Here is a 12,677-nt window from a genome sequence, read left to right on the forward strand (position 1 = left end):
GTGTGAGGCTGCAGTAGCCCATGCCAATGACGGTGGCCCGCCGCGGCCTGCTGGCCGCGGCGCTCGCCCTGCCCCTGCCGGCCCTCGCGCAGGGCTTTCCCTCGCGCCCGCTGCGGCTGATCTGCCCCTTCGCCGCCGGCGGCTCGGCCGATGCCAGCGCGCGCATGTTGGCCGAGCCGCTCGGCGCCGCGCTCGGCCAGCCGGTGGTCGTGGAGAACCGCCCGGGCGGCGGCGCCACCATCGGCGCGCAGGCAGTCGCGCGCGCGACGCCAGATGGGCACACGCTGCTCTACGGCACGCCCGGGCCGCAGATCATCAACCCCCATCTGATGCGCAGCGTCCCCTACGACCCGGAGAAGGATTTCGCGCCGATTTCCGGCTACAAGCGGGCGCCGAACCTGCTGGCGATCCATCCCGGCGTGCCGGCGCAGAACCTGGCCGAGCTGATCGCGCTGGCGAAGGCGCGGCCGGGGCGGCTGACCTTCGCCTCCTCCGGCATCGGCTCCTCCTCGCATCTCGCGGGCGAGTTGCTGAAGTTCATGGCGAAGATCGACATCACCCATGTCCCGTACCGCGGCACCGGCCCGGCCGTGACGGATCTTCTCTCCGGCACGGTGAGCATGGCGCTCGATACGCTCTCCATCCTTCTGCCGCATGCGCGGGAGGGCCGGCTGCGGGCGCTCGGCGTCACCACGCCGCAGCGGTCGAAGCAGGCGCCGGACCTGCCGGCGCTCGCCGAATCGCTGCCCGGCTTCGATGCCGCGCCGTTCAACTACATCGTGACCACCGGCGGCACGCCGGCGCCGGTGATCGCACGGCTGAACCAGGCGATCGTCGGCATCCTGAACGACCCGGCCTATCTCGCCCGGATGGAGGCGCTGGGCGAGGAGCCGACGCCCTCCACGCCGGAGGAGCTCGCCGCGACGCTGCGCGCCGAGAGCGCGCGCTGGAAGCAGGTCATCGAAGCGGCCGGGATCCGCGTGGAATGAGCGAACCCTACGAGACCTTGCGGCTGGAGGTGGCCGACTTCGTCGCCACCGTCACGCTCGACCGCCCACCGGTCAATGCGCAGAACCGCGCATTGAAGGAGGAACTCGTCCGCGTCTTCGACGAGCTGCACGACCGCGACGATGTGCGGGCGGTGGTGCTGACCGGCGCCGGCAAGGCGTTCAGTGCCGGCGCCGACTTGAAGGAGCGGCCGAACATCGCCGGCAACCCCGGCGCCTACCCGCGCCACAACCGGCTGACACGCGCCAGCTTCGACTGCGTGATGGAGTGCGGCAAGCCGGTGATCGCAGCGGTGAACGGGCTTGCGATCGGCGCCGGCGCGGTGCTCGCGCTCTGTGCCGACATCATCCTGGTCGCGGAGGAGGCCTATCTCTCCATGACCGAGGTGGATGTCGGCCTTGCCGGCGGCGTGCGGCATGTGCTGCGGCATTTCGGACAGTCCAACGCGCGGCTGATGATCTACACCGCGCGCCGCATCACCGGGCCGGAGCTGCTGCGCATGAACGTGGCCTCTGCCTGCCTGCCGCGCGAGCAGTTGCTGTCAGCCGCGCAGCAGATCGGGCGGGAGATCGCCGGCAAGGTGCCGCTGGCGGTACAGGCGGCGAAGAAGAGCTTCCAGGTCACGGAATACATGCCCCTGCACGAGGGCTACCGCTTCGAGCAGTCGCAGACCGTTGCCCTCGCCTCGACCGAGGATACGCAGGAGGCCTGGCGCGCCTTCGCCGAGAAGCGCAAGCCCGCCTTCAAGGGCCGCTGACATGGACAGACCCGGCAAGGAAGCGATCCTGTTGCTTGCCGCGATCCCGCAGGATCTGCGTGCGGCGCTGGCCGAGCGCTACGAGCTGGTTGAGGACAAGCCGGCGGAGGGCGAGCGGCCAGGCGTCCGCATCGCCGTCACCACCGCCATGGCTGGCGCCGGCGAGGCGCAGTTCGCGCGGCTGCCGGATTTGCGGCTGCTGTCGAGCATGGGCACCGGGCTGGAACGGATCGATCTGCCGGCCGCGGCGCGGCGCGGCATCGCCGTCGCCTACACGCCCGACGTGATGACCGAGGATGTGGCGGATGCGGCCATCGGGCTGATGTACGCCGCGGCCCGCCGGATCGCGGAGGCCGACCGCTTCGTGCGCGCCGGCCGCTGGGGGCCGGAGCGCATCCGCCCCTCCATCAGCCTGCACGGCAAGGTGGCGGGCATCGTCGGCATGGGCCGGATCGGCAAGGCGATCGCGCGGCGCGCGGCGGGGCTCGGCATGACGGTGGCCTGGACCGGGCCGCGCCCGAAGCCGGAACTGCCCTGGGGCTTCGTGCCGGAGCTGCGCCGCCTGGCCGAGCAATCGGACGTGCTGATCCTTGCGGTGCCCGGCGGCACGGGGACCGACCGCATGGTGGATGCCGGCGTCCTTGCCGCGCTCGGTCCGGGCGGCGTGCTGGTGAACATCGCGCGCGGTTCCGCGGTGGACGAGCCGGCGCTGCTCGATGCGCTCGAATCAGGTGTCATTGCCGCGGCGGGGCTCGATGTGTTTGCGAAGGAGCCGGGGCTCGATCCGCGATTCCTGGCGCTGGAGAATGTCGTGCTGGCGCCACACTCCGCCTCCATCACCTACGAGACGCGTGCGGCGCTGGTCGCGCGCATGCTCGCCGACATCGCGGCCTTCCGCGAGGGTCGGGAATTCCTGGACGCGGCTGCCGGCGCCGGCTAACGATCGGGTCATGCCACAGGCCGTGAAGCCCGCGACAGCCGCCGCTCCGGCGATCGACCTCAGCCGCAGCGCTGTCTCCCGCTATATCCAGCTCGCCACTCTGTTCCGCCGCCGGATCGAACAGGGCGCCTGGAAGCTCGGCGAGCAGATCCCGACGGTGGACGAGCTCTCCGCCGAATGCGGCGTGGCGCGCGCCACCATCCGCCAGGCCCTCGACCTGCTGGAGGAGGAGGGCTTGATCGCGCGCTACCGCGCCAAGGGAACCTTCGTGCGCAGCGCGCCCGCGAGCAACCGGCTGTGGTGCGAGGTGGAGACCGACTGGTCGGGCCTGCTGCGCTCCCGCGAGGGCGCGGAGATCGAGACGCTGGGCGACACGCCGGGCCTGGCCGGTACCGCCGTGCCGCCGGCGGCGATCGGCGAGGTCGCACCGCGCTACCGCCATATACGGCGCCGCCACTGGCGCGACGGCCAGCCCTTCCTGCTGGCGGATGTGTACCTGGATGAGCGCCTCTCGCCGAAGGTGACGGCCGAGGACCTGCGCACCAAGACGGCGCTGAAGCTGGTCGCCGGCATTCCCGGCGTGCGCATCATCGACGCCCGGCAGACGCTGACCATCGGCACGGCGGATGTCGAGACCGCGGCGGCACTGAAGGTGCCCCTCAACGCGCCGGTGGCGCATGTGCACCGTGCTGCCGTGGACCAGCGCGGCGTGCTGGTGCTGGTGGCGGACGGGATCTACCGCGGCGACATCGTGCGCATCGACATCAAGCTGCGCTGATCGCCTCGTCGTCCTCCGGCTGGCTGGCGACGAAGCGGCGCCGGTGCAGCGTGGCGGAGCCGTAGCGGTTGGCCAGCACCATCGCCCTGCGCAGGAACAGGCCGACATCGTATTCGTCGGTGTAGCCGATCGCGCCATGCATCTGCACGGCCTGGCGAGTCACCAGCATGGAAGCCTCGGCCGCGCGTGCCTTGGCGCGGGAGACGGCGGCGCGGCGCGGTGCGTCGGCACCGGGCGGCAGCGCGTCGAGCGTGGCGGCGGCGGCCTCGACGCTCGCGCGCGTCAGGCTGAGCTGGATCTTCAGGTCCACCGCGCGGTGCTGCAGCGCCTGGAAGCTGCCGATCGGGCGGCCGAACTGCCGGCGCGTGCGGAGATAGCCGAGCGTGATCGCGAAGGCCTGCTCCATCAGGCCGAGCAGATAGGCGGCAGTCGCCAGTGCCGCCTCGTCCAATGCGCGGTCCAGGGCCGGGCCGATGTCCGCGGAGAGCCGCCGCGCGCCGGGCATCGCCGGCCGCAGCGTCGCGACATGGCTGCCATCCTGCATCGGCTGGATGGCGAGCGCGTCCTGCACCGCCGGCAGCGCATGCAGCGCAAGCCGGTCGCCTTCGCGCACCGGCGGCAGCAGGGCATCCGCGCCGCGCGCCATCGGCACGAAGAGGCGCGGCCTGTCCGGCGTGCCGGGCGCGTCCAGGCTGTCCGGCGCTTCCTGCCAGGCCGTCAGCGGCAGCGCCCGGCCGGATAGGAGGCGGCCGAGCACCTCCTCCTCGCCGGCAGCGGCCAGCAGCGCGGCGGAGAGCATCCCCTCCACCAGCGGCTCCGGCACCAGGCCACGGCCGAGTTCCTCCGTCAGCGCACAGCATTCCGCCATGCCGAGGCCCGCGCCGCCCCGTTCCTCCGGCAGCCGCAGCCCGATCCAGCCGAGTTCGCCCATCTGCCGCCAGACGGCCGGGTCGTGGCCGAGCGGCGTGAAGCGCAGCGCGCGGATCCGGCGCAGATCGCCGCCGGGCGGCGCCACCGCGGCGGCGCTGTCGCGGATCATGCGGATGGACTCCGCGCGGTCCTCGGTGCTGTCGGTCATGGCGTGCCGAGCCAGTCGCGCAACACCTCGTCCTGATGCTCGCCGAGCCTTGGCGGCCCGCGGCGATAGCTCACGGGCGTGCCCGAGAAGTTCAAGGGGTTGGCGATGCATGGCTGCTCGCCGCCGGTGCCATCCGGCATGGCGCGGAACATCTCGCGATGACGGACCTGCGGGTCCGCCTGCACCGCGCCGAAATCGTTGATAGGGCCGGAGGAGACGCCGACGGCGTTGAGCGCATCCATCCACTCCGACGCGTTCCGTGCGCGCAGGGCATGCTGGAGGAGCGGCAGCATCTCGGCCTTGTGCGCCATGCGCTGGCGATTGGTCGCGAAGCGCGGGTCGGACGGCATGTCGGGCAGGCCGAGCACCGTGCAGAACTGCGCGAACTGCCGGTCATTGCCGATCGCCACCATCAGCGGCCGGTCCGCCGTCTCGAAGGTCTGCCAGGGCGTGTTGATCTGGCTTGCCGCGCCCGCGCGCACTGGCATCCGGCCGGACACCAGCCAGTTCATCGCGATGTGCGACTGCGCGGCGATCTGCGAATCCAGCAGCGCCAGGTCGATGTGCTGGCCGCGCCCGGAGATGGTGTCGCGGTGATGGAGCGCGGCGAGGATAGCGATGGTCGCATAGAAACCGGCATTGATGTCGGAGAGGCTGTAGCCCGCGAGCACCGGGCCGGCGCCGGGCTGCCCATCGGGCTGGCCGGTCACGCTCATCAGCCCGCTCATGGCCTGGAAGATCGGATCGTAGCCGGGCAGCGGCGCATAGGGGCCGTCCTGCCCGAAGCCGGTGATGGAGCAATAGACCAGGCGCGGATTGACCTCCGAGAGCGCGGCGTAGTCCAGGCCGTAGCGCTTCAGCCCGCCGGCCTTGAAGTTCTCGATGAAGACGTCGGCCTTCGCCACCAGCGCGCGCAGCGTCGCCTGCCCTTCCGGCTTCGCGATGTCGAGCGCGATGCTGCGCTTGTTGCGGTTCATCGCCAGGAAGGAGGAGGTCTCGCCGGTTTCCGCGCCGTCCTCGCCGCGCCTGCGGAAGCCCATGCGGCGCACATCGTCACCGCTGCCGGGCTGTTCCACTTTCACCACGTCGGCGCCGAAGTCGCCGAGCAGCTGCGCCGCCCACGGGCCGGCGAAGACGCGCGTCATGTCGAGCACGCGGATGCGGGGCAGGCAGCCGGACACGTCTCGCCTCTCCATCGTTCAGGCCGGCAGGTCGAGCAGGCTGCGCGCCAGCACGTTGCGCAGGATCTCCGATGATCCGCCGAAGATCGTGGTCGGCCGGGCCTGCAGGAACTGGCCGGCGGGATGCAGCGCCGCGCCCTGCATCGGATCGAGCAGCCCGGCATGATCGCCGGCGATCTCCAGCATGCAGTCGGTGATGCGCTGGTAGAGCTCCGTCTGCACGATCTTCAGGATGGAGACGTCCGGCCCGAGCGTCTCGCCGCGCTTCAGCGCGGCCGTGTAGCTCTCGTAGAGCGCCTTCAGGTCGGCGAGCTCCAGCCGGAAGCGCGCATATGCCTCGAGGAAGGCGGGATCCTCGGCCTTGTCCACCGCCTCCGCCAGCCGCTTCAGCGCCGCCAGCCCGTTCGCGGAGAGGCGCGGGGAGCCGATCGCCACGCGCTCGAAGCCCAGCAGCGCCTTGGCGTAGGTCCAGCCCTTGTCGACCTCGCCGACCAGCATGTCCTTCGGCACGCGGACATCGTCGAAGAAGACTTCGCAGAACTCGTCATGCAGGTCGAGATTGAGGATCGGCCGGACCGAGAGGCCGGGGCTGTCCATCGGCAGCAGCAGGAAGGAGATGCCCTCCTGCTTCTTCGCCGCCCTGTCAGTTCGCGCCAGCACGAAGATCCAGCTGGCATCATTGGCAAAGGTGATCCAGGTCTTCTGCCCGTTCAGCACCCAGTGGTCGCCCTCGTCGCGCGCCTCGAGCCGCAGCGATGCGAGGTCGGAGCCGGCATCGGGCTCGGAATAGCCCTGCGCCCAGATGTCCTCGCCGGAGAGGATCCGCGGCAGGAAGCGGCGCTTCTGCGCCTCGGTCCCGTGCTTCAGCAGCAGCGGGCCGAGCATCAGCACACCCATGTCGCTGACGCGGGGGCAGCCATGGCGCTCGAACTCCTCGATCATGATGAGCTGGCGCGCGGCGGAAAGGCCCATGCCGCCGTATTCGCGCGGCCACGCCGGGGCGAGCCAGCCCTGCCGCGACAGCGCAAGATACCAGGGCCGGTTCTCGCGCCAGTGCAGGCGGCGGCGCGGGAAGCGGAGTTCGGGCGGCGTGCTGGCCTCCACCCAGGCTCGGACATGCGCGCGGAAGGCGGCATCGTCGAGCCGGTCCAGCTGGTCGAGCGTCGGTGCGGCTGCGCCTGCCATCCATTTCCTCCCGGGCGCCACGCGGGCCATATTACGCCAATAGGCTAGTTTTATAGCTTAATGCCGGAGCCGATGCGCGTCCAGCAGGCCGGCACGGCTCTGGCAAGCCTTGCAGGGCTGGACAAGGCCGGCGATCCAGCCATAAGGTCATAGAACTGGCCTAACGACATATTCCGGGAGGATGACCCATGCCATCGCACGGCGAGCCTGCGCCCGAGGCACAGCGCAAGGATCAACCGCGCCTGTGCCGCCGCGGGCTCCTCCTGGCCGGCGCATCCCTGCTCGCCGCGCGGCCGGCCGTGGCCCAGAACTGGGCACCGAGCCGCCCGATGCGCCTCGTCGTGCCCTTCGCGCCCGGCGGCGCCGCGGACACGATTGCGCGCCTGCTTGCCGAGCCGCTCGGCGAGCAGCTCGGCCAGCCCGTGACTGTGGAGAACCGGCCGGGCGGCGGGACCACCATCGGTGCCGTCGCCGTGGCGCGCGCCGAGGCCGATGGCCACACCCTGCTCTACGCCACGCCCAACGTGCAGATCCTCAATCCCTTCCTGATGCGCAGCATGCCGTATGATGCGGCGGCCGATTTCGCACCGGTGATCGCACTGATGCGCGCGCCCAAGCTGCTCGTGGTCGGGCCCGACTTCCCGGCGCGCGACGCGGCCGCGCTGATCGAACGGGCGCGGCGCGCGGCGCAGCCGCTCACCTTCGCCAGCGCCGGCGTCGCCTCCTCCGGCCACCTCGCCGCGGCGATGCTCGGCCAGATGGCGGATCTGGAGCTGCTGCACATCCCCTTCCGCGGCACCGCGCCTGCCTCGCAGGAGGTGATGACCGGTCGCGTGGATTTCATGCTCGACAACATCGCAACGCTGCTGCCGCTGGTGCGTGACGGCAAGCTGCGCGCGCTGGCTGTCAGCACCAGCGAGCCGGCGGCCGCCGCACCGGAGCTGCCGCCGCTGGCGCGCACCCTGCCCGGCTATCACGACGCCTCCTTCAACTACATCCTCGCCCCGGGGCGGACGCCGCCCGAGGTGATCGCGCGGCTGAACGCGGCGCTGAACGCCCTGCTCGATACGCCGCAGGTGACGGAGCGATTCGCCACGCTCGGCATCGAGAAGCTCGGCGGCACGCCGGAGGCGCTCGCCGCCGCAGTGCGTGCGGAGCAGGAACGCTGGGGACCGGTGATCCGCCGCGGCGGGATCAGCGTGCAATGAGCGTCGCGCTGCATCGCCGCGGGCTGCTGGCCACGCTCCTCCTCCCTGCCGCCCAGGCGGCCGCGCAATCCGCAGCCTGGCCGACCCGTGCCGTCACGCTCGTCGTTCCCTTCGCGCCCGGCGGACCGGTGGACAATGTCGCGCGTCCGCTGGCGGAGGGGCTGCGTCGGCAGCTCGGCCAGCCGGTCGTGGTGGAGAACCGCGCCGGCGGCGGCGGCGTGGTCGGCACCCGGGCCGTCGCCGGGGCGCGCCCGGATGGCTACACGCTGCTCATCGGCTCGGCGGGCCCGCTGACCATCGCGCCCGCGGCATCCGGCAGCACCGCGCCGGATCCGCTGCAGGCGCTCGCCCCGATCGCGCTGATCGCCGAGAGCCCGCAGGTCCTGGTGGTGACGAAGGACCTGCCGGCCCGGACGCTCGCGGAGTTCCTGGCGCTGGCGCGGGCCAGGCCGGGGGAGCTCAATCTCGGCTCCGCAGGCATCGGCACCACGCCCCACCTGGCGATGGAGCTGCTGGCGCGCATCGCCGAGGTGCGCTTCGAGCACGTCCCGTATCGCGGCACCGGCGCCGCGCTTCCCGACCTCATCGGCGGCAAGATCGAGGCGCTGTTCGGCGACATCTCCGCCGTGCTGCCGCTGCTGCGGGACGGGCAGGTGCGCGCCCTGGCGATCACCGGCAGCCAGCGCTCGCCGCTCGCGCCCGAGATCCCTTCGGCGGCGGAGCTCGGCTATCCGGCGCTGCAGGTGCGCAACTGGCAGGCCCTGCTGGCGCCCGCCGGCACGCCGGAGTCGATCCTCCGCCGCGCCGCCGAGGCGGTGGCGGCGGCGCATGGGGACGAGGCGGTGCGCACCGTGCTCGCCAACCAGGGCGCGCTGCCGGCACAGAGCGGGCCGGCGCACCTCGCGGAGTTCCTGCGGGCCGAGCGCACGACCTGGGAGCCGATCGTCCGCGCGATCGGCCTGACGCTGCGGTAGCGCCGCCGATGGCCCCGCCGCAGACCATTGCGCAGAAGATCATCGCCCGCGCTGCCGGCCGCACGGCCGTAGAGGTCGGCGACTACGTCACCGTCACGCCCGACTACACCGCCTGCCAGGAGCTGTTCTGGCCCGGCCACAAGCGGAACCTGGAGCGGATCGGGGTGGACCGCATCCCGCGCCCGGACAAGGCGGTGATGGTGATCGACCATTCCACCGCCGCCGCCATGGGCTCGCACCACCATGAGACGCACCGGACGCTGCGCGACTGGTGCGAACAGCAGGGCATCGAGAACTTCTTCGGGCCCGGCAACGGGCTGCGGCACCTGGTGCTGACGGAGCGCGGCTTCGCCAGGCCCGGCACGCTGATCTTCTCCGACGAAGGCAACATCGCAAGCATCGGCGCGCTCGGCGCGCTGAACCTCCCGATCTCGACGGAGGTGCTGGTTTCGCTGATCCAGGACGAGAACTGGATCGCCGTGCCGCCTTCCGCGCGCATCACGCTGACCGGCCAGCTCGGCTTCGGCGTCACCGCGCGCGACGCGATCCAGACCATCCTGCGCGACGCCACGCCGGATGGCCGGCTGCTGCAATGCTGCGTCGAGTTCGATGGGCCGGGGCTCGCCGCACTGTCGCTGGACGAGCGGCAGACGCTGCTTGCCGCGCTGTTCCACAGCGGCGCCTATACCGGGATCATGGTGCCGGACGCGCTTGCCCTCGCCTATGTGGAGGCCCGCGCGCGGGGCCGGCCCTGGCAGGTCGTGCAGGCGGATGCGGGCGCGGAGTACGTCAGGCATTTGCGCTACGACCTCGCGGCGATCGCACCGATGGTGACGCTGCCGCCGGATGCGCATGCGGCCGTACCGGTCGGCGAGACGGCAGGGACGCGCATAGACCAGGCTTCGATCGGCTCCTGCGCCGGCGGTCGGCTGGACGACCTTCGGGCCGCGGCGCGGATCCTCCGCGGGCGGCGGGTGGCGCCGCATGTCACGCTCTACGTCACGCCCGGCAGCCGCGGCGTCTATGCCGAGGCAGCGCGCGAGGGGCTGCTGGAGATCCTCGCCGAGGCCGGTGCCGCCATCCTGGCCCCGGGCTGCACCACCTGCTGGGGCTACCAGGGCGTGCTGAACGAGGGCGAGGTTTCGATCTCCACCCAGCAGTTCAACTACCAGGGCCGCAATGGTAGCCGCAGCGCACGCGTTTTCCTCGCCGGGCCGCATGTGGTGGCCGCCTCGGCCGTGGCCGGCCGCATCGCGGACCCGCGCCCGATGCTGGCGGAGGCCGTGTCGTGACGGAGCCCGTGCCGCGCGGCCGCGTGTGGAAATTCGGCGACGATGTCAGCGGCGATGACGGCATCATCGAGTTCGCCATCGTCCGCGAGGGCTTCGGCAAGGCCTTCGACGAGGACGCGCTGCGCGCCATGTGCTTCCGCCGCCTGCGGCCTGAGTTCCCTGCCGAGGTGCGGCCAGGCGACATCGTGGTGGGAGGACGGAACTTCGCGCACCACAACCATGTCGAAGTCAGCGTCGCGATCCGCGCCTCCGGCATCGCCGCGGTGGTGGTGGAATCGTGCGAGGCCGGCTTCGTCCGCCGTGCGCTCAACACCGGCCTGCCAGTGATGATCTGCCCGGGCATCACCGCTGCCGTGGCGGATGACGAGGTGATCTTGGCCGATCCCGCCACCGGCGAGATCGTGCTGCCCTCGGGCCAGGTCCTGCGCGCGCGCCCCTTCTCGGAACGAATGGTGCAGATCTGGCGGGCGGGCGGTATCATCCCCCTGCTGGAACGGGAATTCGCCACCCGGCGCGCCGCCGCCGGATAACGACAACAGGGAGGAAGGACATGCACACCCGTCGCAACATGATCCTGGGCGCAGCCGCGGTCGGACTTGCCGCCAGCGGCGCCGGTGCGCGAGCACAGGGCTTCCCGGACCGGCCGGTGCGGATCGTCGTCCCCTTCCCGCCCGGTGGCAATGCGGATTTCACGGCGCGCCTGCTGCTGCCTGCCATGTCGCGCTCGCTCGGCCAGTCCGTGGTGGTGGACAACCGAGCCGGCGCGGGCGGCATCGTCGGCACCGAGGCCGTGGCGCGCGCACAGCCCGATGGCTATACGGTGCTGCTCGGCTCGACCGGGCCGCTCTCGCTGTTCCCGGTGGCGAAATCGTCGCTGCCCTACGACACGCTGCGCGACTTCGCACCGATCGGGATCTCTTACCGCGTGCCGATCGTGCTGCTCGTCTCGCCCCGGCTGCCGGTGCGCACGCCGGCCGAGCTCGTCGCGCGCTCGAAGACCACGCAGGGCGGGCTTTCCGCCGGCAGTTCCGGCATCGGCTCCGGCGCGCATCTGGCGATCGAGCTGTTCAACGCCGGCAGCGGCGCCGGGCTCGTCCATGTGCCCTATCGCGGCACCGGGCCGGCCCACAACGACCTGATCGCCGGCACCATCCCGGTGGTGTTCGATCAGCTTTCCAGCGCGCTGCCGCTACACGCGGATGGCCGCGCGCGGATCATCGCCATCGCCTCGGCCGCGCGCTCGCCCCTGCTGCCGGAGGTGCAGACACTGCGCCAGGCCGGGCTGGTCCAGCCGGAACTCAGCACCACGCTTGGTCTGCTTGCACCCGCGGGCACGCCGGAGGCCGCGGTGGCGAAGCTGCGTACGGCGCTGGCCGCGGCGATGGGCGATGCGGCGGTGCGTGAGCGTCTGATCCAGCTCGGCGCCGAGATCCCCCCGGATTCGGAGATCACGCCAGCCCGCTACGCGACCGTGATCCGCGAGGAGATGGAGACATCGCGCGAGGCCGTCCGCCTCGGCAACGTCAGCCTGGACTAGAGCTGCCCGCCGTGGGGCGGCATCGCTCAGAGGCTTGAAGCTACCCTAGAAGCAGAAAGCCAGAGCATTTGCCCTGAACGCGTGTGAACGGACAATGCTCTATCGCGGCGGCTTCGGCGGGCGCGGCATCTCGAAAAGGTCGGTGGTACGGGCATACCAGCCGCCGCCATGCATGCGCCCGATGAGGCCGAGGCGCGGCGTGTCCACGTACTGGCGCGCCGGGTCGAGCAGCATCTCCTCGGCCAGATGCATGGCCAGCACGCGACCGAGCACGACCGCGCCACCCTGATCGAGATCCACCAGCCGGAAGGTCTCACATTCCATCGCGACGGGGCTGCCGGCGATGCGCGGTGGATCCACATTGCTGGAGGGCTGCGTCGCCAGGCCGCAGCGCGCCAGCTCGTCCACCTCCGGCCCGAATTCGGCGGAGGTCTGGTTCATCGCCTCCGCCATCGCCATGGGCACCAGGTTGACGACGAACTGGCCGCTGCGCCGGATGTTCGCCAGCGTGTCCTTGTCGCCGTCGGTGCGGGCGGCCATGCCGATGCAGAGCAGCGGCGGCTCGGTGGACACCACGTTGAAGAAGGAGAACGGCGCTGCATTGGTGCCGCCATGCGCATGGCGAGTCACCACCCAGGCGATCGGCCGCGGCACGATGGTGGAGTGCAGCAGCTTGCTGCGCGCCTCGCGCGGCAGGTCGGCAAAGTCGAACTCCATGGCCTGGTCCTTCCGGTTCGGC

Annotated in this window: 13 protein-coding genes; 9 read left to right on the forward strand and 4 right to left on the reverse strand. The window is 71.5% G+C overall.

Features of this window, described 5'->3' with window-relative positions:
• The first annotated feature begins 26 nt into the window (after positions 1–26).
• From ACESM1_RS17315 to ACESM1_RS17330, 4 genes are read left to right on the forward strand one after another with little or no spacing between them, the layout of a single operon-like run.
• The gene (locus tag ACESM1_RS17315; RefSeq protein WP_372622141.1) at positions 27–989 is read left to right on the forward strand and encodes a Bug family tripartite tricarboxylate transporter substrate binding protein; all 963 of its coding nucleotides are present in this window, start codon (positions 27–29) and stop codon (positions 987–989) included.
• Positions 986–1,765, forward strand: a complete 780-nt coding sequence (locus ACESM1_RS17320; protein WP_372622143.1) for an enoyl-CoA hydratase/isomerase family protein — start codon at positions 986–988, stop codon at positions 1,763–1,765. Before ACESM1_RS17315 ends, ACESM1_RS17320 begins: the two co-directional genes overlap by 4 nt.
• A 1-nt stretch (position 1,766) precedes the next feature.
• On the forward strand, positions 1,767–2,705 hold the full coding sequence (locus ACESM1_RS17325; RefSeq protein WP_372622145.1) for a 2-hydroxyacid dehydrogenase: 939 nt from the start codon (positions 1,767–1,769) through the stop codon (positions 2,703–2,705).
• Positions 2,706–2,715: 10 nt separating this feature from the next.
• Entirely contained in the window at positions 2,716–3,483 is a 768-nt protein-coding gene (locus tag ACESM1_RS17330; RefSeq protein ID WP_372622147.1) for a GntR family transcriptional regulator, read from the forward strand.
• Here ACESM1_RS17330 and ACESM1_RS17335 read toward each other — a convergent pair.
• From ACESM1_RS17335 to ACESM1_RS17345, 3 genes are read right to left on the reverse strand one after another with little or no spacing between them, the layout of a single operon-like run.
• Positions 3,470–4,561: an acyl-CoA dehydrogenase family protein gene (locus ACESM1_RS17335; RefSeq protein WP_372622149.1), complete on the reverse strand. Its 1,092-nt coding sequence runs from the start codon at positions 4,559–4,561 to the stop codon at positions 3,470–3,472. The genes ACESM1_RS17330 and ACESM1_RS17335 overlap by 14 nt on opposite strands.
• Complete coding sequence (locus ACESM1_RS17340; protein ID WP_372622151.1) at positions 4,558–5,742, reverse strand: CaiB/BaiF CoA transferase family protein; 1,185 nt, start codon at positions 5,740–5,742, stop codon at positions 4,558–4,560. The genes ACESM1_RS17335 and ACESM1_RS17340 overlap by 4 nt, the downstream gene beginning before the upstream one ends.
• Before the next feature lie 18 nt (positions 5,743–5,760).
• On the reverse strand, positions 5,761–6,927 hold the full coding sequence (locus ACESM1_RS17345) for an acyl-CoA dehydrogenase family protein (protein ID WP_372622153.1): 1,167 nt from the start codon (positions 6,925–6,927) through the stop codon (positions 5,761–5,763).
• Between the two features lie 329 nt (positions 6,928–7,256).
• On the opposite strand from ACESM1_RS17345, the gene ACESM1_RS17350 reads away from it, so the two are divergent.
• Genes ACESM1_RS17350 through ACESM1_RS17370 form a run of 5 tightly spaced genes read left to right on the forward strand, consistent with a single transcriptional unit; the run spans position 7,257 to position 11,938 of the window.
• On the forward strand, positions 7,257–8,135 hold the full coding sequence (locus ACESM1_RS17350; RefSeq protein ID WP_372622155.1) for a tripartite tricarboxylate transporter substrate-binding protein: 879 nt from the start codon (positions 7,257–7,259) through the stop codon (positions 8,133–8,135).
• Positions 8,132–9,109, forward strand: coding sequence for a Bug family tripartite tricarboxylate transporter substrate binding protein (locus ACESM1_RS17355; protein ID WP_372622157.1), 978 nt, complete (start codon positions 8,132–8,134; stop codon positions 9,107–9,109). Before ACESM1_RS17350 ends, ACESM1_RS17355 begins: the two co-directional genes overlap by 4 nt.
• Positions 9,110–9,117: 8 nt before the next feature.
• Positions 9,118–10,401, forward strand: coding sequence for a 3-isopropylmalate dehydratase large subunit (locus ACESM1_RS17360; protein ID WP_372622159.1), 1,284 nt, complete (start codon positions 9,118–9,120; stop codon positions 10,399–10,401).
• Positions 10,398–10,931: a hypothetical protein gene (locus ACESM1_RS17365; RefSeq protein WP_372622161.1), complete on the forward strand. Its 534-nt coding sequence runs from the start codon at positions 10,398–10,400 to the stop codon at positions 10,929–10,931. The genes ACESM1_RS17360 and ACESM1_RS17365 overlap by 4 nt, the downstream gene beginning before the upstream one ends.
• Positions 10,932–10,951: 20 nt before the next feature.
• On the forward strand, positions 10,952–11,938 hold the full coding sequence (locus tag ACESM1_RS17370; protein WP_372622163.1) for a Bug family tripartite tricarboxylate transporter substrate binding protein: 987 nt from the start codon (positions 10,952–10,954) through the stop codon (positions 11,936–11,938).
• A 99-nt stretch (positions 11,939–12,037) separates the two neighbouring features.
• Here the strand turns inward: ACESM1_RS17370 and ACESM1_RS17375 are convergent, their stop codons facing one another.
• Entirely contained in the window at positions 12,038–12,655 is a 618-nt protein-coding gene (locus ACESM1_RS17375; protein ID WP_372622165.1) for a flavin reductase family protein, read from the reverse strand.
• Positions 12,656–12,677: the final 22 nt, after the last annotated feature.

The organism is Falsiroseomonas sp. (assembly GCF_041690465.1).
GTDB lineage: Bacteria > Pseudomonadota > Alphaproteobacteria > Acetobacterales > Acetobacteraceae > Falsiroseomonas.

What these genes read in the sequence shown, in the direction of transcription:
- ACESM1_RS17315 (WP_372622141.1), top strand. Translation starts at nt 27, where the DNA reads ATGACGGTGGCCCGCCGCGGCCTGCTGGCCGCGGCGCTCGCCCTGCCC.
- ACESM1_RS17320 (WP_372622143.1), top strand. Translation starts at nt 986, where the DNA reads ATGAGCGAACCCTACGAGACCTTGCGGCTGGAGGTGGCCGACTTCGTC.
- ACESM1_RS17325 (WP_372622145.1), top strand. Translation starts at nt 1,767, where the DNA reads ATGGACAGACCCGGCAAGGAAGCGATCCTGTTGCTTGCCGCGATCCCG.
- ACESM1_RS17330 (WP_372622147.1), top strand. Translation starts at nt 2,716, where the DNA reads ATGCCACAGGCCGTGAAGCCCGCGACAGCCGCCGCTCCGGCGATCGAC.
- ACESM1_RS17335 (WP_372622149.1), bottom strand. Translation starts at nt 4,561, where the DNA reads ATGACCGACAGCACCGAGGACCGCGCGGAGTCCATCCGCATGATCCGC.
- ACESM1_RS17345 (WP_372622153.1), bottom strand. Translation starts at nt 6,927, where the DNA reads ATGGCAGGCGCAGCCGCACCGACGCTCGACCAGCTGGACCGGCTCGAC.
- ACESM1_RS17350 (WP_372622155.1), top strand. Translation starts at nt 7,257, where the DNA reads ATGCGCCTCGTCGTGCCCTTCGCGCCCGGCGGCGCCGCGGACACGATT.
- ACESM1_RS17355 (WP_372622157.1), top strand. Translation starts at nt 8,132, where the DNA reads ATGAGCGTCGCGCTGCATCGCCGCGGGCTGCTGGCCACGCTCCTCCTC.
- ACESM1_RS17360 (WP_372622159.1), top strand. Translation starts at nt 9,118, where the DNA reads ATGGCCCCGCCGCAGACCATTGCGCAGAAGATCATCGCCCGCGCTGCC.
- ACESM1_RS17370 (WP_372622163.1), top strand. Translation starts at nt 10,952, where the DNA reads ATGCACACCCGTCGCAACATGATCCTGGGCGCAGCCGCGGTCGGACTT.
- ACESM1_RS17375 (WP_372622165.1), bottom strand. Translation starts at nt 12,655, where the DNA reads ATGGAGTTCGACTTTGCCGACCTGCCGCGCGAGGCGCGCAGCAAGCTG.